General features: G+C 59.5%; 14 protein-coding genes. 9 read left to right on the forward strand and 5 right to left on the reverse strand.

What is annotated here, in order from left to right; all coding sequences use genetic code 11:
• Positions 1-40: 40 nt before the first annotated feature.
• A complete protein-coding gene (locus KGB21_RS14880) occupies positions 41-2,500 on the forward strand; it encodes an EAL domain-containing protein (RefSeq protein ID WP_223505525.1) in 2,460 nt (819 codons plus the stop codon).
• A 79-nt stretch (positions 2,501-2,579) separates the two neighbouring features.
• A complete protein-coding gene (locus KGB21_RS14885; protein ID WP_263386221.1) occupies positions 2,580-3,341 on the forward strand; it encodes an iron-containing redox enzyme family protein in 762 nt (253 codons plus the stop codon).
• Between the two features lie 135 nt (positions 3,342-3,476).
• Here the strand turns inward: KGB21_RS14885 and KGB21_RS14890 are convergent, their stop codons facing one another.
• The 5 genes from KGB21_RS14890 to KGB21_RS14910 all read right to left on the reverse strand — a co-directional run bounded on the left by KGB21_RS14890 (position 3,477) and on the right by KGB21_RS14910 (position 8,441).
• Positions 3,477-4,403 (reverse strand): GGDEF domain-containing protein, encoded by a 927-nt coding sequence (locus tag KGB21_RS14890; protein WP_034151030.1) that lies wholly within the window; start codon positions 4,401-4,403, stop codon positions 3,477-3,479.
• Positions 4,404-4,763: 360 nt separating this feature from the next.
• The gene (locus tag KGB21_RS14895) at positions 4,764-5,504 is read right to left on the reverse strand and encodes a YciK family oxidoreductase (protein WP_223505526.1); all 741 of its coding nucleotides are present in this window, start codon (positions 5,502-5,504) and stop codon (positions 4,764-4,766) included.
• Positions 5,505-5,675: 171 nt separating this feature from the next.
• A complete protein-coding gene (gene mupP, locus KGB21_RS14900) occupies positions 5,676-6,347 on the reverse strand; it encodes an N-acetylmuramic acid 6-phosphate phosphatase MupP (protein WP_034151028.1) in 672 nt (223 codons plus the stop codon).
• A 4-nt stretch (positions 6,348-6,351) separates the two neighbouring features.
• Positions 6,352-7,050 carry a bifunctional 2-polyprenyl-6-hydroxyphenol methylase/3-demethylubiquinol 3-O-methyltransferase UbiG gene (gene ubiG, locus KGB21_RS14905; protein ID WP_223505527.1) on the reverse strand — a complete coding sequence of 233 codons (699 nt, stop codon included), beginning with the start codon at positions 7,048-7,050 and terminating at the stop codon, positions 6,352-6,354.
• A gap of 59 nt (positions 7,051-7,109) precedes the next feature.
• Positions 7,110-8,441 (reverse strand): TRZ/ATZ family hydrolase, encoded by a 1,332-nt coding sequence (locus tag KGB21_RS14910; RefSeq protein ID WP_223505528.1) that lies wholly within the window; start codon positions 8,439-8,441, stop codon positions 7,110-7,112.
• A gap of 108 nt (positions 8,442-8,549) precedes the next feature.
• Here KGB21_RS14910 and mtnA point away from each other — a divergent pair, with 108 nt between their 5' ends.
• From mtnA to cmk, 7 genes are all read left to right on the forward strand, one after another.
• Complete coding sequence (gene mtnA, locus KGB21_RS14915; protein ID WP_223505529.1) at positions 8,550-9,626, forward strand: S-methyl-5-thioribose-1-phosphate isomerase; 1,077 nt, start codon at positions 8,550-8,552, stop codon at positions 9,624-9,626.
• A 423-nt stretch (positions 9,627-10,049) separates the two neighbouring features.
• Positions 10,050-12,704 carry a DNA gyrase subunit A gene (gene gyrA, locus KGB21_RS14920; RefSeq protein WP_223505530.1) on the forward strand — a complete coding sequence of 885 codons (2,655 nt, stop codon included), beginning with the start codon at positions 10,050-10,052 and terminating at the stop codon, positions 12,702-12,704.
• 235 nt (positions 12,705-12,939) lie between these two features.
• Positions 12,940-14,025 carry a 3-phosphoserine/phosphohydroxythreonine transaminase gene (gene serC / locus KGB21_RS14925; RefSeq protein ID WP_034151023.1) on the forward strand — a complete coding sequence of 362 codons (1,086 nt, stop codon included), beginning with the start codon at positions 12,940-12,942 and terminating at the stop codon, positions 14,023-14,025.
• A complete protein-coding gene (gene pheA / locus KGB21_RS14930) occupies positions 14,025-15,119 on the forward strand; it encodes a prephenate dehydratase (RefSeq protein WP_027620100.1) in 1,095 nt (364 codons plus the stop codon). The genes serC and pheA overlap by 1 nt, the downstream gene beginning before the upstream one ends.
• Positions 15,120-15,132: 13 nt before the next feature.
• Complete coding sequence (gene hisC / locus KGB21_RS14935) at positions 15,133-16,245, forward strand: histidinol-phosphate transaminase (RefSeq protein ID WP_223505531.1); 1,113 nt, start codon at positions 15,133-15,135, stop codon at positions 16,243-16,245.
• Between the two features lie 28 nt (positions 16,246-16,273).
• Entirely contained in the window at positions 16,274-18,481 is a 2,208-nt protein-coding gene (locus KGB21_RS14940; protein ID WP_263386225.1) for a bifunctional prephenate dehydrogenase/3-phosphoshikimate 1-carboxyvinyltransferase, read from the forward strand.
• Positions 18,478-19,167, forward strand: a complete 690-nt coding sequence (gene cmk / locus KGB21_RS14945) for a (d)CMP kinase (protein ID WP_034151021.1) — start codon at positions 18,478-18,480, stop codon at positions 19,165-19,167. The genes KGB21_RS14940 and cmk overlap by 4 nt, the downstream gene beginning before the upstream one ends.
• The last annotated feature ends 77 nt before the right edge of the window (positions 19,168-19,244 follow it).

Raw genomic sequence — 19,244 nt, forward strand, 5'->3', positions numbered from 1 at the left:
GTCCGGAAGACGATCAAGTAGTGCTAATGCAAGGGACCTCATGAATCAAACGCGGACACTCGGAACGCCTCGGCTATTGGGCATCGTCTGGCCATTCATTGCCGTTGTGGTGTTTCAGGCCCTGTTGGGCGGAGTCAGCCTCTACGTACTGTCGGCGGTTCGCGGCTATGTCGCCGGCGAAAGCCTCTGGTCCAAGGGCCAGAAAGACGCCATCTATTACCTCAATCTCTACGCGGATAACCGCGACGAAGCCATTTTTCAGAAGTACCAGACGGCCATCGCCGTGCCTCAGGGCGGTCACGAGTTGCGCGTGGCGCTGGATCATCAGCCGCCGAACATCGAGGCGGCACGACTGGCGATTCTCAAGGGCGGCAACCACCCGGATGACGTTTCCAGCCTGATCTGGCTGTACCTCAATTTCCGCCATTTCAGTTACCTCGAAAAGGCCATCGATCTCTGGACAGTGGGTGACGCGTATCTGGTCAAGCTTGATGACGTTGCGCAGGACATGCATCAGCACATCACCGCCACCCCGGCTTCCGACTTGGATATCCGGCGCTGGAAGTCGCAGATCTTTGCGATCAACGATGAGGTGACACCGGCGGCGAAAGCCTTTAGTGATGCCTTGGGCGAAGGCTCGCGGGTCATTCTTCGCCTGCTGCTGGTGACGAACATCGCCACCGCCTTGGGCTTGATCGCATTAGCCCTGATGCGCACCCATAAACTGCTCAAACAACGCCATGCCTTTGCTGACGCCTTGCAGTTGGAGAAAGACCGGGCACAGATCACTTTGCAATCGATTGGCGATGGGGTAATCACCACGGATGTCGAAGGCGCCATCGCCTACATGAATCCGGCCGCTGAAGCATTGACCCACTGGAAGGCCGAGCAGGCGACGGGATTGCCGCTGGCAGCGTTGTTCAATCTGCTGGATGAGAACGCGCAGTCCGACGGTTTTACCTTGATCGAGCGCATTCTGAGTGGCCAGCTCAGCGGTGGCAGCGAACATTCGAAACTGATTCAGCGTCTGGACGGCAGCACCGTATCGGTGACGCTGGTCGGCGCGCCGATCCGCAATGCCGGCAAAGTCAGCGGCACCGTGCTGGTGTTGCACGACATGACTCAGGAGCGGCAATACATTGCCAATCTGTCCTGGCAAGCAACTCACGACGCCTTGACCGGGCTCGCCAATCGCCGCGAGTTCGAATATCGCCTGGAGCAGGCGCTGCATACCCTGACGCGGCAGTCGGGGCGTCATGCCTTGATGTTCCTCGATCTTGATCAGTTCAAACTGGTCAACGATACCTGCGGCCATGCGGCGGGTGACGAGTTGCTGCGGCATATTTGCGCGCTGTTGCAATCCGGTTTGCGTGAGAGCGATACGCTGGCCCGGCTCGGTGGCGACGAATTCGGCATCCTGCTGGAAAACTGCACCGTTGATTCCGCGGAGAAAATTGCCGAGAGCCTGCGCCAAACCGTGCAGAACCTGCATTTTGTCTGGAAAGGGCGTCCTTTCGTGACCACCGTCAGCATCGGGCTGGTGCATGTCGCCCATAATCCGACCACCCTCGAAGCCTCGTTGCGCGCTGCTGACATGGCTTGCTACATGGCCAAGGAAAAAGGTCGCAACCGGGTGCAGGTCTACCACCCTGACGATTCGGAACTGTCCCTGCGCTTCGGTGAAATGGCCTGGGTGCAACGCTTGCACATGGCGCTGGAAGAGGACCGCTTCTGTCTGTACGCCCAGGAGATCGCGCCGCTGGGTCATACCGATCCGGGCAGCGGGCATATCGAAATCCTGTTGCGCCTGCATGACGAAGCCGGCCGAATGATCTTGCCCGACAGCTTTATTCCGGCCGCCGAACGTTATGGCCTGATGACCTCGCTTGATCGTTGGGTCGTGCAGAATGTTTTCAAGATTATTGCCCAATGCCGCGCAGAGAGGCACAAGGGCCCGCTGGCCATGTGTGCGATTAATCTGTCAGGCACGACCATTGGCGATGAGGCGTTTCTTGACTTCTTGCGTGAACAATTCGTTACTTATTCAATCCCGGCTGAAATGATTTGTTTTGAAATCACTGAAACCAGTGCAATTTCCAATCTGGGCAGCGCAATTAGATTTATCAATGAGCTCAAAGGCTTAGGTTGTCACTTTTCACTGGACGACTTTTGCGCCGGTATGTCCTCATTCGCTTACCTGAAACATTTGCCTGTAGACTTCCTGAAGATCGACGGGAGTTTCGTAAAGGATATGCTGGACGACCCGATTAACCGCGCCATGGTCGAGGTGATTAATCACATCGGTCATGTCATGGGTAAGCGTACGATTGCCGAGTTTGTCGAGACGCCCCAGATCGAGCAGGCATTGCTGGAGATCGGGGTGGATTACGCTCAAGGGTATGTTATTGAACGCCCGCAACTGTTTACCTGCGATAGTTTGCAAAGTCGTCCTGCCAGGCCTCAACCTTTGTTGTTCAAGGCGCCTGGCACTTTCCGTTGAAATCTCTCGCTGATCCAAAACAATCACAATCAAAAGGAGCCCGACAGTGATCGACACATTCAACCGAACCGGACCACTCATGGAAGCCGCAAGTTATCCCGCATGGGCCCAGCGCCTGATCCAGGATTGCAGCGAGAGTAAGCGCCGGGTTGTCGAACACGAACTGTATCAGCGCATGCGTGACAACAAGCTCAGTGCAAAGACTATGCGCCACTACCTCATCGGTGGCTGGCCGGTAGTCGAACAGTTCGCGTTATACATGGCACAAAACCTGACCAAGACCCGTTTTGCCCGGCACCCTGGCGAAGACATGGCGCGTCGCTGGCTGATGCGCAACATTCGTGTCGAATTGAACCACGCCGATTACTGGGTGAACTGGAGCCGAGCTCATGGCGTCACCCTGGAAGATCTGCAAGCGCAACAGGTAGCCCCTGAGCTTCACGCCTTGAGCCATTGGTGCTGGCACACCAGTTCGGCGGATTCGCTGATCGTGGCCATTGCTGCCACCAACTACGCCATCGAAGGTGCGACCGGAGAATGGTCGGCGCTGGTTTGCTCCAGTGGCGTATATGCCGCAGCGTTCCCGGAAGAGGATCGCAAACGCGCGATGAAGTGGCTGAAGATGCACGCCCAGTACGACGACGCCCATCCATGGGAAGCGCTGGAAATCATCTGCACCCTGGCGGGGATGAATCCGAGCAAGTCTTTGCAGGACGAGTTGCGTTCGGCGGTGTGCAAAAGCTATGACTACATGTTCCTGTTCCTGGAGCGCTGCATGCAGCTGGAACACGCGGACAGAACGCCGGTAGCCCGCGAGCGGTTGGCACTGGCTGAAGGTTAATCTGAGTTACACGCAATAAAACTGTGGGAGCGAGCTTGCTCGCGAAAGCGGAGCGTCAGACAACATCAACGTTGAATGATGAATCGCTATCGCGAGCAGGCTCGCACACATTGGTTATGCGGCATCGCCAGATATTCAGCCGGCCATCGCCAACCGGTTTCGCCCCTCGCGCTTGGCGACATACAACGCATTGTCGGCCCGTCGCAACAAACTCTCAGCAGACTCGCCTGGCAGAAGCGTTGAACAGCCCAGGCTCACGGTCAGCTCGATCGAGCGACCATCCGCAACATATTCCTCGGTTTGCGCCGCATTCCGCAGTCGCTCACCGACGAGGGCCGCTGCTTCCCGGCTGGTGTTGGACAGCAGGATCAAAAACTCTTCGCCACCAAAGCGAAACACCATATCCACATTACGCAACTGGTTTTTGATCGAGGCGGCAACAGCCTTGAGAACGTCGTCGCCGGCACTGTGTCCGTGGGTGTCGTTGATCTGCTTGAAATGATCGATGTCCAGCATCAGCAGCGACAAGGGTTGCAGATGACGCCGTGACAGTTCGATTTCCCGCGTCAGCGTCTGGTCCATGGCGATGCGGTTGCCGGTGTCGGTCAGCGGGTCGCGCAATGCGCTTTGGGTGGCGACGCGGTAGAGCAGGGTGTTGCGCATCGGGTACAGCAGCGAGGCCAGCAGTGATTCGAGGTAGCCCTGTTCTTGCTCGCTGAAAGGTTGGTTGCGGCGGAACACCAATTCGCCCAGATGTTCGCCTTCATGGCTGAGGCTGTAGCTGATCGAGTGGTGACCGCGGTGGCCGAATTCCAGGCGTAAGTCGCTGCTCTTGTGCTGGTAACTCAAGGCGTCGAGGGGAACAAGTCGTTGAACTTCGCGGTAGAACAAACCGAGTATGCGTTGTGGCTCGAGGCTGGTTTGCAGTTGCATGCTGAGTTGCTGGCGCAATTGCGCGAGACTGATCGGCCTTTCCAGAGTGGGTTGCTGCTGACCAAAGCCCAGGCGTTGCAATTTGGCGCTATCGAAATCAATTGCGTTGGTCTGGGGAGGTGATTTCATATGGCGTGCGCCCTTGAGCAGTAAGCTGTCTTACAAGCTGGGTGAGAGCGGCTTTGGGCAGCGCGTCGTACTGATCCGTCAGTCCCGTAGGACATTTCGTACAAGTTTAATCTGCTTTGTACAAGTTTTGTAACTGCCCAGTTCATTCCTGTCGCCGCTGCTTTCGCCCTGCATGTTCTGAATGCATGTAGAGCGAAAGTCATGCCAAACGATTCAATTTAAATAAAATTGTTTTAAATCAGTAGGTTGGCGACTTCTGGAAGTGGCGGGCGAATTCTTGCGACGTTATCTGGCTGAGAACCTTGGGCGCCTTATGCGCCGCGACGGGACGTCGGCGCGGCACATAAGCGACGCACGGTATTATTGCGCGTTGAACGCCTGCCCGTTAATACCGGTGCTGTCCGGGCCCATCAGATACAGGTAGACCGGCATGATTTCCTCTGGCGTCGGGTTGTTCAGCGGGTTTTCACCCGGATACGCCTGGGCGCGCATGCTGGTGCGAGTCGCCCCCGGGTTGATGCTGTTGGAGCGCACCGGTGCCACGGTCTCGACTTCGTCGGCCAGGGTTTGCATCAGGCCTTCGGTGGCGAATTTGGAGACGCCATACGCGCCCCAATACGCACGACCCTTGCGGCCCACGCTACTCGACGTGAATACAACCGAGGCGTCCTGGGACAACTTGAGCAGTGGCAACAGGGTGCTGGTGAGCATGAACATGGCGTTGACGTTGACTTGCATCACGCGCATGAAGTTTTCGCCAGACAACTGCTCGATCGGTGTGCGCGGACCGATGATCGAGGCGTTGTGCAGCAAGCCGTCGAGATGGCCGAATTCGGTTTCGATCATCGCCGCCAGCTCATCATATTGATGGGGCAGGGCGGTTTCGAGGTTGAACGGGATCACGGCCGGTTGCGGGTGGCCGGCGGCTTCGATTTCGTCGTAGACCTGGGTCAGGTTGGCTTCGGTCTTACTCAGTAACAGCACGGTGGCACCGTGGGCGGCGTAGGTTTTTGCGGCGGCAGCACCGATGCCACGGCCGGCACCGGTGACCAGGATGACCCGGTCCTTGAGCAGATCGGGGCGTGCGGAATAATCAAACATAAAAACCTCACAACAATTCAGTAGTCAGGCATCGCACTTGTGGCGAGGGAGCTTGCTCCCGCTCGATTGCGAAGCAATCGTGAAACCTGCAAATGCGGTATGCCTGTCAGAGAGGGGCCGCTTCGCAGCCCAGCGGGAGCAAGCTCCCTCGCCACAAAAGCGCCGTCGTGATCAGCAGCTGCAGAGCGCGCTATCGAGCACCTTGCGCAACTCCAGCGGATGATCGACCACCACATCCGCACCCCAGTGCCGCGGGTTGTCATCCGGGTGGATGTAGCCGAAAGTCACCGCCGCAGTCTTGGTCCCGGCATCGCGACCCGATTCGATATCGCGCAAGTCATCGCCCACGAACAGCACGCTGGCCGGGTCGAGGTCGAGCATCTTGCAGGCGAGAATCAAAGGCTCCGGGTCCGGTTTGCTGTTCTTCACGTGATCCGGGCAGATCAGCAGCGCCGAACGCTCGGCCAGTCCCAGCTGCTGCATGATCGGCTCGGCGAAGCGCAGCGGTTTGTTGGTGACCACGCCCCAGATCAGGTTGGCCTTCTCGATGTCGGCGAGCAACTCAGCCATGCCGTCGAACAGCTTGCTGTGCACCGCACAGCCGACGAGGTAGCGCTCCAGGAACTCCAGGCGCAGTTCCTCGAACCCCGGCGATTCCGGGTCCATGGAGAAGGTCGCCGCGACCATCGCCTTGGCGCCGCCGGAGATCTCGTCGCGAATGTGTTTGTCGTTGATCGGCGGCAAGCCGCGCTCGGCACGCATCGCCTGACAGATCGCAATGAAGTCCGGCGCGGTGTCGAGCAGGGTGCCGTCCATGTCGAAAAGAACTGCTCTGATACGCATCGGCTTACTCCTCGCGCAGGGTCTGGATCATGTAGTTGACGTCCACATCGGCCGCCAGTTTGTAATGCTTGGTCAGCGGGTTGTAGGTCAGGCCGATGATGTCCTTGACGGTCAGGCCGGCCATGCGGCTCCAGGCACCGAGTTCGGAAGGACGGATGAATTTCTTGAAGTCGTGAGTGCCGCGCGGCAACAACTTCATGATGTATTCGGCGCCGACGATGGCGAACAGGTACGCCTTCGGATTGCGGTTGATGGTGGAGAAGAACACCTGGCCGCCCGGCTTGACCATTTTGAAGCAGGCGCGGATTACCGAGGACGGGTCCGGTACGTGTTCGAGCATTTCAAGGCAGGTGACCACGTCGAACTGCTCGGGCATTTCTTCGGCCAGGGCTTCGGCGGTGATCTGCCGGTATTCGACGTTGACTCCGGATTCCAGCTGATGCAACTGCGCGACCGCCAGCGGCGCTTCGCCCATGTCGATGCCGGTTACGGTCGCGCCGCGTTGGGCCATGGCTTCGCTGAGAATGCCGCCGCCGCAACCGACGTCGAGGACTTTCTTGCCGGCCAGGTTGACCCGTTCGTCAATCCAGTTGACCCGCAGCGGGTTGATGTCGTGCAGCGGTTTGAACTCGCTTTCGCGGTCCCACCAACGATGGGCCAGGGCTTCGAATTTGGCGATTTCGGCGTAGTCGACGTTGCTCATGTTCAGTCCTCTAAAACTTGAAAAATCCTGTTGCCCCGGCGGTGAGTCCGGGGGACTCACTATTCAGTGCGGCCGCTGATGCGTTGGCCCCAGGCCTTGGCGGTGGTGACCAGTTGTTCTTCATCCAGGCGCGTCAGGCGCCGATCGTCGAGCAATTGTTTACCGGCGACCCAGAGGTGTTTTACGCAGTCTCGACCGGTGGCGTAGATAAGCTGCGAAACCGGGTCGTAGACCGGTTGCTGAGCCAGGCCGGAGAGATCGAATGCCACGATGTCGGCCGCTTTGCCGACTTCCAGCGAGCCAACCTCTGCTTCGATTCCGAACGCACGGGCGCCATTGAGGGTGGCCATGCGCAGGGCGCGATGGGCATCCAGCGCGGTGGCCGAGCCCGCAACCGCTTTGGCTAGCAGGGCGGCGGTGCGAGTTTCGCCGAGCAGGTCCAGGTCATTATTGCTGGCGGCGCCATCGGTGCCGACGGCGACATTCACGCCGGCCTGCCACAGGCGCTCCACCGGGCAGAAACCACTGGCCAGCTTCAGGTTCGACTCCGGGCAATGAATCACATTGGTGTTGCTTTCTACCAGCAGCGCCAGGTCTTCCTCGCTGATCTGGGTCATATGAACGGCCTGGAAACGCGGCCCCAGCATGCCGAGACGCGCGAGTCGGGCCAACGGGCGCTCGCCGCGTTGTTCGACCGACTGCTGCACTTCAAAGGCGGTTTCGTGCACGTGCATGTGGATCGACGCGTCCAGTTCTTCGGCGATCACCCGGATTTTTTCCAGGTTTTCATCGCCCACGGTATAGGGTGCGTGGGGACCGAAGGTGACTTTGATGCGTTCGTGGTGCTTGAGATCGCCAAACAATTCCACGCCCTGACGAATGGCTTCGTCCGCCGTGGCGGCACCCGGAATCGGGAAATCGAGGATCGGGATCGCGATCTGCGCGCGAATACCGCTGTTGTGTACGCGCTCGCTGGCAACCTTCGGGAAGAAATACATGTCAGAGAAGCAGGTGATGCCACCTTTGATCTGTTCGGCAATGGCCAGATCGGTGCCGTCGCGGACGAAAACTTCATCGACCCACTTTGCTTCGGCTGGCCAGATGTGGTTTTCCAGCCAGGTCATCAGCGGCAAGTCATCGGCCAGGCCACGGAACAGCGTCATCGCCGCATGCCCATGGGCGTTGATCAGGCCAGGGCTGAGCAGCATGTCCGGCAGTTCACGGACTTCGGTTGCGTTAAGCTTCAGGGCGGCGGCACGTGGGCCGATGAATGCGATGCGCCCGTCGCGGATGCCCAGGGCATGATCCTTGAGGACAACGCCAGCGGGTTCGACGGGTACCAGCCAGGTTGGCAGCAATAACAGGTCGAGCGCAGCGGCAGTGTTCGGCATCGAGGGTGGGTTCCAGTGCTTTTGTAAAGGATGGCGAAGTATACCCGAGCGTCTTCGCGGGGGGATCGCTATAATCGGCGGCTTTTGTTCATGAGTGCGGGGTGTGGGATGCGCGATCGACTGTTGGCTGCGGAGAAAGTGAAGGCCATCGATTGGCGTGATGGCGCCCTGTACCTGCTGGATCAGCGTATTTTGCCGTTCGAGGAAACCTGGATCGCCTACACCAGCGCGGCTGGCGTGGCCGAGGCCATTCGCTCGATGGTAGTGCGCGGTGCGCCGGCGATCGGGATCAGTGCGGCCTATGGCATCGTGCTGGCGGCCCGAGCCCGTCTGGCCGAAGGTGGTGACTGGTACGCGGCGCTGGAAGAGGATTTCATGCTGCTTGCCGATTCCCGTCCCACTGCAGTCAATCTGTTCTGGGCGCTGGGTCGCATGCACGACCGGCTCGATCGACTGAAAGAAAATGCCGATCCGCTGGCAGCGCTGGAAGCCGAGGCCATCGCCATACATGAAAGTGATCGCGAAGCCAACCTGACCATGGCACAACTGGGTGTGGATCTGATCCGCAAGCACCAGGGCAACGCCCAGGCGATCCTAACCCACTGCAACACTGGCGCACTGGCCACTGGTGGGTTTGGCACGGCGCTGGGGGTGATTCGTGGCGCATTCATCGAAGGCATGGTCGAGCGTGTTTATGTCGACGAAACCCGCCCGTGGCTGCAGGGCTCGCGCCTGACTGCGTGGGAGCTGGCCAACGAAGGCATTCCCGTCACCCTTAACGTCGATTCTGCCGCGGCGCATATCATGAAGACCAAAGGGCCGACCTGGGTCATCGTCGGCGCAGACCGGATCACTGCCAATGGCGATGTGGCCAACAAGATCGGCACCTATCAACTGGCGGTCAACGCCATGCATCACGGCGTGCGTTTCATGGTGGTGGCGCCGAGTTCGACCATCGACATGAACCTGGCCAGTGGCGACGACATTCCGATTGAAGAGCGTGATGGTCGCGAGTTGCTGGAAGTGGGTGGCAAGCGGGTCGGGGCGGATGTCGAAGCGTTCAACCCGGTGTTCGACGTAACCCCGGCCGACTTGATCGATGCGATCGTCACCGAAAAAGGCATCGTCGAACGCCCGGATACCGCAAAAATGGCGCAATTGATGTGCCGTAAGCGCCTGCATTGATTTTCGGTTTCTGCCGAATTGCCATCGCGGGCATGCCCGCTCCCACAAGTTTTGTTAGCGCAGCAGGACCCTGTGGGAGCGGGCTTGCCCGCGATGAGGTCCTACAAAGCGATGAATAAGCCCAATTCAGTCTGAAATTCTTCAATCAATCAGGCTCTGAGCCTCTCAGATCCCCGTCAAGCCTGTCACCGGTCAACTAACTATGCTCCATGCGCATCTGGGGGATAGGTGCGTGGCGGCTCTTGTGATAACATCCGGCGGTTTCCAAGGTTGCCCCAAGGGGCGACCTTTACTGCGCAGATCCATGGCATAACTCGTTGATTTGTCGTAAGTCGGTGCATGGCACTCAGCCTGCAGCGGCGAGCTTCGTTCGTCCCATATGGATGTGACGAAGTTTCACCAGAAAAAGGAATCAGGCTTCTCATGGGCGAACTGGCCAAAGAAATCCTCCCGGTCAATATCGAAGACGAGCTGAAGCAGTCCTACCTCGACTACGCGATGAGCGTAATTGTCGGGCGGGCACTGCCGGATGCGCGCGATGGCTTGAAGCCCGTGCACCGGCGCGTGCTGTTCGCGATGAGCGAGCTGGGCAACGACTTCAACAAGCCGTACAAGAAATCTGCCCGTGTTGTCGGTGACGTGATCGGTAAGTATCACCCGCACGGTGATACCGCGGTGTACGACACCATCGTTCGGATGGCGCAGCCATTCTCCCTGCGCTACCTGCTGGTAGATGGCCAGGGCAACTTCGGTTCGGTGGACGGCGACAACGCCGCGGCCATGCGATACACCGAAGTGCGCATGACCAAGCTGGCGCACGAGCTGCTGGCTGACCTGCATAAAGAAACCGTGGACTGGGTGCCGAACTACGACGGCACCGAAATGATCCCGGCGGTTATGCCGACCCGTATTCCCAACCTGTTGGTCAACGGCTCCAGCGGTATCGCCGTGGGCATGGCAACCAACATTCCGCCGCACAACCTCGGTGAAGTCATCGACGGTTGCCTGGCGCTCATCGACAACCCCGAGCTGACCGTCGACGAGCTGATGCAATACATTCCTGGTCCGGACTTCCCGACCGCCGCGATCATCAACGGTCGCGCCGGCATCATCGAAGCCTACCGCACCGGTCGCGGGCGCATTTACATGCGCGCCCGCTCGATGATCGAAGACATCGACAAGGTCGGTGGCCGTCAGCAGATCGTCATCACCGAACTCCCTTACCAGCTGAACAAGGCGCGTCTGATCGAGAAGATCGCCGAGCTGGTTAAAGAGAAGAAGCTCGAAGGCATCACCGAACTGCGCGATGAGTCCGACAAGGACGGTATGCGCGTCGTGATCGAGCTGCGTCGTGGCGAAGTGCCTGAGGTGATCCTCAACAACCTCTACGCCCAGACCCAGCTGCAAGCGGTGTTCGGTATCAACATCGTCGCGCTGATCGACGGCCGTCCACGGATCCTGAACCTCAAGGACCTGCTGGAAGCCTTCGTCCGTCACCGCCGCGAAGTCGTTACCCGCCGTACCGTGTTCGAACTGCGCAAGGCGCGCGAGCGTGGTCACATCCTTGAAGGTCAAGCGGTAGCCCTGTCGAACATCGACCCGGTCATCGCCCTGATCAAGGCCTCGCCAACCCCGTCGGAAGCCAAGGAAGCGCTGGTCAGCACGCCTTGGGAATCCTCCGCCGTGGTGGCAATGGTCGAGCGTGCCGGCGCCGATTCGTGCCGTCCGGAAAACCTCGATCCGCAATACGGTCTGCGCGAAGGCAAGTACTTCCTGTCGCCAGAGCAGGCGCAAGCCATTCTGGAACTGCGTCTGCACCGCCTGACCGGTCTGGAACACGAAAAACTGCTGGCCGAGTATCAAGAGATCCTCAACCAGATCGGCGAGCTGATCCGCATCCTCAACAGCGCCACGCGCCTGATGGAAGTGATCCGCGAAGAGCTGGAAGTGATCCGCGCCGAATACGGCGATGTGCGTCGCACCGAGATTCTCGATGCCCGTCTCGACCTGACCCTGGGTGACATGATCCCGGAAGAAGAGCGCGTCGTGACCATTTCCCACGGTGGCTACGCCAAGACCCAGCCTCTGGCTGCGTACCAGGCCCAGCGTCGTGGCGGTAAAGGCAAGTCGGCGACCGGCGTCAAGGATGAGGACTACATCGCTCACCTGCTGGTTGCCAACAGTCACACCACGCTGCTGCTGTTCTCCAGCAAGGGCAAGGTGTACTGGCTGAAAACCTACGAAATCCCGGAAGCGTCCCGCGCTGCCCGTGGTCGTCCGCTGGTCAACCTGCTGCCGCTGGACAGTGATGAATACATCACCACCATGCTGCCGGTCGAGGAATACACCGAAGGTCACTTCATCTTCATGGCGACTGCCAAAGGCACCGTGAAGAAGACCCCGCTGGAATCCTTCAGCCGTCAACGCAGCGTCGGTTTGATCGCGCTGGAGCTGGACGAAGGCGACGTATTGATCAGCGCGGCCATCACCGATGGCGAGCGTGAAGTCATGCTGTTCTCCGACGGCGGCAAAGTGACGCGCTTCAAGGAATCCGACGTTCGCGCCATGGGCCGTACCGCTCGCGGTGTGCGCGGCATGCGTCTGCCGGAAGGCCAGAAGCTGATTTCCATGCTGATCCCGGAAGAAGGCAGCGAGATCCTCACTGCTTCCGAGCGTGGCTACGGCAAGCGTACGGCGATCACCGAGTTCCCTGAGTACAAGCGGGGCGGTCAGGGCGTTATCGCCATGGTCAGCAACGAGCGTAACGGCCGTCTGGTCGGCGCGGTCCAGGTGCTTGATGGTGAGGAAATCATGTTGATTTCCGACCAGGGCACCCTGGTGCGTACTCGTGTCGACGAAGTCTCCAGCCTGGGTCGTAACACCCAGGGCGTGACCCTGATCAAACTGGCCAAGGATGAAACCCTGGTCGGCCTTGAGCGGGTTCAGGAGCCTTCGGAAGTCGAGGGCGAAGAGCTTGAAGGTGAAGAGAGTGTAGAGTTCGACGGTGAGGTCGTGATCGACGACGTCGTTGACGATCAGCAACTCGACGCCGCCGCTGACGAAGAGCCACAAGAGTAAGCGGACAAACAGGGGGCGGATGAAAATTCGCCCCCTTGTTGTTTGTCCCGCATGAATTGTTTGTGTAGGAGCTGCCGAAGGCTGCGATCTTTTGATCTTGCTTCTTCGGGTGAAGATCAAAAGATCGCAGCCTCGCTGGAGCTCGACAGCTCCTACAGGTCGAGCGATTCATGAGTTTCAGTTTCACGGATTCAAAGATTTATTGTGATACCACCAAATCAGAGCGAGATTGGATGTGAGCAAGAGAGCCTATAACTTCTGTGCCGGTCCTGCGGCGCTTCCTGAAGCTGTCCTGAAACGCGCCCAGGGCGAACTGCTTGATTGGCACGGCAAGGGCCTTTCGGTCATGGAAATGAGCCATCGCAGTGATGAGTTCGTGTCCATCGCCACCAAGGCAGAGCAGGATCTGCGTGATCTGCTGAATATCCCCTCGAACTATAAAGTGCTGTTTCTGCAAGGTGGCGCGAGCCAGCAATTTGCTCAGATTCCTCTGAACCTGTTGCCCGAAAACGGCTCGGCCGACTATATCGACACCGGTATCTGGTCGCAGAAAGCCATCGAAGAAGCTTCGCGCTACGGCCACGTCAACGTTGCCGCCACCGCCAAGCCTTACGACTATTTCGCCATTCCCGGCCAGAACGAATGGAAGCTGTCGAAAGACGCGGCCTACGTTCACTACGCGCCGAACGAAACCATCGGCGGCCTGGAATTCCAGTGGATCCCGGAAACCGGTGATGTGCCGCTGGTGGCTGACATGTCCTCGGACATTCTCTCGCGCCCAGTGGATGTCTCGCGTTTCGGCATGATTTACGCCGGCGCCCAGAAGAACATCGGCCCGAGCGGCATCGTGGTCAACATCGTCCGCGAAGACCTTCTGGGTCACGCCCGTTCCCTGTGCCCGACCATGCTCAACTACAAAGTCGCGGCCGATAACGGCTCGATGTACAACACGCCGCCAACCCTGGCCTGGTACCTGTCCGGCCTGGTGTTCGAGTGGCTGAAAGAGCAGGGCGGTGTCGAAGCCATTGGCAAGCTCAATGAAGTGAAGCAGCGCACACTGTACGATTTCATCGACGCCAGCGGCCTCTACAGCAACCCGATCAACAAGTCGGACCGCTCGTGGATGAACGTGCCGTTCCGTCTCGCTGACGATCGTCTGGACAAGCCGTTCCTGGCGGGCGCCGACGAGCGCGGCCTGCTGAACCTCAAGGGTCACCGTTCCGTGGGCGGCATGCGCGCCTCCATCTATAACGCCGTCGACATCGTTGCGGTCAACGCACTGATCTCGTACATGGCAGAGTTCGAGAAGGAACACGGCTAATGTCTGAGCAAGAACTCAAGGCACTGCGCGTTCGCATTGATGCTCTGGACACTAAAGTCCTTGAGCTGATCAGTGAGCGTGCGCGTTGCGCCCAGGAAGTCGCGCGAGTAAAGATGGCTTCGCTGGCCGAAGGCGAAGTGCCGGTGTTCTATCGTCCTGAGCGTGAAGCTCAGGTGCTCAAGCGTGTCATGGAGCGCAATCAGGGGCCGCTGGGCAACGAAGAGATGGCGCGGCTGTTTCGTGAAATCATGTCCTCGTGCCTCGCCCTTGAGCAGCCGCTGAAAGTGGCGTACCTCGGTCCTGAGGGTACGTTCACGCAAGCGGCGGCCATGAAGCACTTCGGCCACGCCGTGATCAGCAAGCCGATGGCGGCGATCGATGAAGTGTTCCGTGAAGTGGCGGCGGGTGCAGTGAACTTTGGCGTGGTTCCGGTGGAGAACTCCACCGAAGGCGCGGTCAACCACACCCTCGACAGCTTCCTCGAACACGACATGGTGATCTGCGGTGAAGTCGAGCTGCGTATCCACCATCACCTGTTGGTCGGTGAAAACACCAAGACCGACAGCATCAGCCGCATCTATTCCCACGCCCAGTCCCTGGCCCAGTGCCGCAAGTGGCTGGACGCCCATTACCCGAACGTCGAGCGCGTGGCGGTTTCCAGCAACGCCGAAGCGGCCAAGCGGGTAAAAGGCGAGTGGAACTCGGCGGCGATTGCCGGCGACATGGCGGCCGGCCTGTATGGCCTGACCCGACTGGCCGAGAAGATCGAGGATCGCCCGGACAACTCCACGCGCTTCCTCATGATCGGCAACCAGGAAGTACCGCCGACCGGCGACGACAAGACTTCGATCATTGTCTCCATGAGCAACAAGCCCGGTGCACTTCACGAGTTGCTGGTGCCGTTCCATGATAACGGCATCGATCTGACGCGCATCGAGACCCGTCCGTCGCGCAGCGGCAAATGGACCTACGTGTTCTTCATCGACTTTGTCGGCCACCACCGCGATCCGCTGGTAAAAGGTGTGCTGGAAAAGATCAGTCAGGAAGCAGTAGCACTCAAAGTGCTGGGTTCCTACCCGAAAGCAGTTCTCTAAGGGGCGGTAGCAAATGAGTGGCAATTTCCTCGCCCTGGCACAGCCGGGCGTGCAACAACTTTCGCCTTATGTTCCGGGCAAACCCGTGGACGAACTGGCGCGTGAGCTGAATCTCGATCCGGCCAGCATCGTCAAGCTGGCGAGCAACGAAAACCCGCTGGGCGCCAGCCCCAAGGCGCTGGCAGCCATCCGCGATGCATTGGCCGAGCTGACCCGTTATCCGGACGGCAACGGCTTTGCGCTCAAGTCCCTGTTGGCTGAGCAATGCCGCGTCGAGCTGAATCAGGTGACGCTGGGCAATGGCTCCAACGACATTCTGGAGCTGGTTGCCCGCGCGTACCTGGCTCCAGGCTTGAATGCGGTGTTCAGTGAGCATGCGTTTGCGGTCTATCCGATCGTGACCCAGGCCGTTGGCGCCACGGCAAAAGTGATTCCGGCGAAGAACTGGGGTCACGACCTGCCAGCCATGCTGGCGGCGATCGATGCCGACACCCGCGTGGTGTTCATCGCCAACCCGAACAACCCGACCGGGACCTGGTTCGATACCGAGGCGCTGGACGAATTCCTCCAGGACGTGCCGGAACACGTGCTGGTCGTGCTGGACGAGGCCTACATCGAATACGCCGAAGGCAGCGACCTGCCGGATGGTCTGGATTTCCTCGCGGCTTATCCGAACCTGCTGGTATCGCGCACGTTCTCCAAGGCCTATGGCTTGGCGGCGTTGCGGGTCGGTTACGGCTTGTCCACCGCAGTAGTCGCTGATGTGCTGAACCGCGTGCGTCAACCGTTCAACGTCAACAGCCTGGCCTTGGCCGCTGCTTGCGCTGCGTTGCAAGACGCCGATTACCTGGCGGAAAGCCGTCGCCTGAACGAGGCGGGCATGCAGCAACTGGAAGCGGGTTTCCGCGAGCTGGGGCTGATCTGGATTCCTTCCAAAGGCAACTTTATCTGCGTCGATCTCGGTCAGGTTGCGGCTCCGGTGTTCCAGGGCTTGCTGCGCGAAGGCGTGATCGTGCGTCCGGTGGCCAACTACGGCATGCCGAACCATCTGCGTATCACCATCGGTTTGCCCGCGGAAAACAGTCGCTTCCTTGAGGCGCTGACCAAGGTTCTGGCTCGTGGTTGATGTCACTGCACTGCAATCTGCTGAACCTATGATCGGGCGCCTGGTGGTGGTTGGTCTGGGGTTGATCGGTGGTTCGTTCGCCAAGGGTTTGCGTGAAAGTGGCTTGTGCCGCGAAGTGGTCGGCGTTGATCTCGATCCGCAGTCGCGCAAACTGGCAGTTGAATTGGGTGTAGTGGATCGCTGCGAAGAAGACCTGGCGGCAGCTTGCCAGGGTGCCGACGTGATTCAGCTCGCTATCCCGATCCTTGCCATGGAAAAAATGCTGGGTCGATTGGCCGGCATGGATCTTGGGCAGGCGATTTTGACCGACGTCGGCAGCGCCAAGGGCAACGTGGTGCGCGCGGCCACCGAAGCGTTTGGCGGCATGCCGCCACGTTTCGTGCCGGGTCACCCGATTGCCGGTTCCGAGCAGAGCGGGGTGGAAGCCTCCAATGCCGAACTGTTCCGTCGCCATAAAGTGATTTTGACGCCACTGGATCAAACCGATCCGGCAGCCTTGGCAGTGGTCGACCGGTTGTGGTGTGAATTGGGCGCCGATGTCGAGCACATGCAGGTCGAACGTCACGACGAAGTGCTGGCGGCGACGAGCCATCTGCCGCACTTGCTGGCATTCGGTTTGGTCGACTCGTTGGCCAAGCGCAATGAAAATCTTGAGATCTTCCGTTACGCTGCGGGCGGTTTCCGCGATTTCACAAGAATCGCTGGAAGCGACCCGGTCATGTGGCACGACATCTTCCTCGCCAACCGCGAAGCTGTCCTGCGCACACTCGATACATTTCGCAGCGACCTCGACGCCTTGCGCGACGCGGTCGATGCAGGGGATGGGCACCAATTGTTGGGCGTTTTCACTCGCGCCCGGGTTGCCCGCGAGCATTTCAGTAAAATCCTGGCCCGTCGGGCCTATGTGGACGCTATGAATTCCAACGATCTGATTTTCCTGGCTCAACCTGGTGGCCGCCTGTCCGGTCGGATTCGCGTACCAGGTGACAAATCGATTTCCCACCGTTCGATCATGCTCGGCTCCCTGGCTGAAGGCGTTACCGAAGTGGAAGGTTTCCTCGAGGGCGAAGATGCCCTGGCGACCTTGCAAGCCTTTCGTGACATGGGCGTTGTGATCGAAGGTCCGCACCATGGTCGCGTGACCATTCACGGCGTCGGCCTGCATGGTCTGAAGCCTGCGCCGGGTCCGATCTATCTGGGCAACTCCGGTACTTCGATGCGTCTGCTGTCCGGCCTGCTGGCTGCGCAGAACTTCGACAGCACCCTGACCGGTGACGCTTCGCTGTCCAAGCGCCCGATGAATCGCGTGGCCAATCCACTGCGTGAAATGGGCGCCGTGATCGAAACCGCCGCCGAAGGCCGTCCACCGATGGTCATCCGCGGTGGCAACAAGCTCAAAGGCCTGACTTACACCATGCCGATGGCCAGTGCCCAGGTTAAATCCTGCCTGTTGCTGGCGGGTCTGTATGCCGAAGGCAAGACCACCGTCACCGAACCTGCGCCGACCCGTGACCACACCGAACGCATGCTGCGCGGCTTCGGCTACCCGGTTACCGTCAATGGCGCAACTGCATCCGTCGAGTCCGGCAGCAAGCTGACCGCGACCCACATTGAAGTACCGGGCGATATCTCGTCGTCGGCGTTCTTCCTGGTGGCGGCTTCGATCGCTGAAGGCTCCGAGCTGGTGCTTGAACACGTCGGCATCAACCCGACCCGTACTGGCGTGATCGACATCCTGCGCCTGATGGGTGCCGACATCACTCTGGAAAACCAGCGTGAAGTGGGCGGCGAGCCGGTAGCGGACCTGCGCGTACGTGCAGCTAAACTCAAAGGTATCGAGATTCCCGAGGAGCTGGTTCCACTGGCCATCGACGAGTTCCCGGTGCTGTTCGTCGCCGCTGCCTGCGCCGAAGGGCGTACCGTGCTGCGCGGCGCAGAAGAGCTGCGGGTAAAAGAGTCGGACCGTATTCAGGTCATGGCTGATGGCTTGCTGGCGCTGGGCGTCAAATGCGAACCGACACCGGACGGCATCATTATTGATGGCGGCCAGATCGGTGGCGGCGAAGTGCACGGCCACGGCGATCACCGGATCTCCATGGCCTTCAGTGTTGCCTCGCTGCGCGCCACTGCGCCGATCCGCATCCATGATTGCGCCAACGTCGCGACGTCGTTCCCCAACTTCCTCGCGCTGTGCGCGCAGGTCGGCATCCGCGTCGCCCAAGAGGCTCAGTCGTGAAAAACATTGCACCGGTCATCACCATTGATGGGCCAAGCGGCTCCGGTAAGGGCACCGTCGCCGGAATTCTGGCCAAGCGCCTTGGCTGGAATCTGCTGGATTCCGGTGCGCTGTACCGTTTGCTGGCTTTCGCTGCGCATAACCATGGCGTCGACCTGACCAATGAAGAGCTGCTGAAAAAACTTGCCGCTCATCTGGATGTGCAATTCATTGCGGCGACCGAAGGTCAGCTGCAACGCATCATTCTGGAAGGTGACGAAGTCAGCGATGTCATCCGTACGGAAAGCGTCGGCTCCGGCGCTTCCCAAGTGGCTGCATTGCCCGCCGTGCGCGAGGCGCTGCTGCAACGCCAGCGTGCGTTCCAGGAAGCGCCGGGCCTGGTAGCCGATGGTCGTGACATGGGTACGGTGGTTTTTCCGGATGCGCCGCTGAAGATTTTCCTCACTGCCAGTGCCGAGGAGCGTGCGCGCCGTCGATACTTGCAGTTGAAGGGCAAAGTCGATGGTGTTAGTCTGTCGAGTCTGCTAGATGAGATACGTGCACGCGATGAGCGTGACACCCAGCGAGCGGTAGCCCCGCTCAAGCCGGCGGCTGACGCCATTCAGCTGGATTCCACGGAATTGTCCATCGACCAGGTGTTGGAACGCATCATGAGCGAGATCGCCATTCGCGATATCGCCGGGTGACCAAGAAGGCCGCAGGGGACCAGTCATAGTCCTGGGGTGCTTCTTCTAAATGAAACTAACCCACACCGTCTGGGGTG

The sequence above is a fragment of the Pseudomonas sp. GL-RE-29 genome (assembly GCF_019947275.1).
Lineage (GTDB): Bacteria > Pseudomonadota > Gammaproteobacteria > Pseudomonadales > Pseudomonadaceae > Aquipseudomonas > Aquipseudomonas fluorescens_A.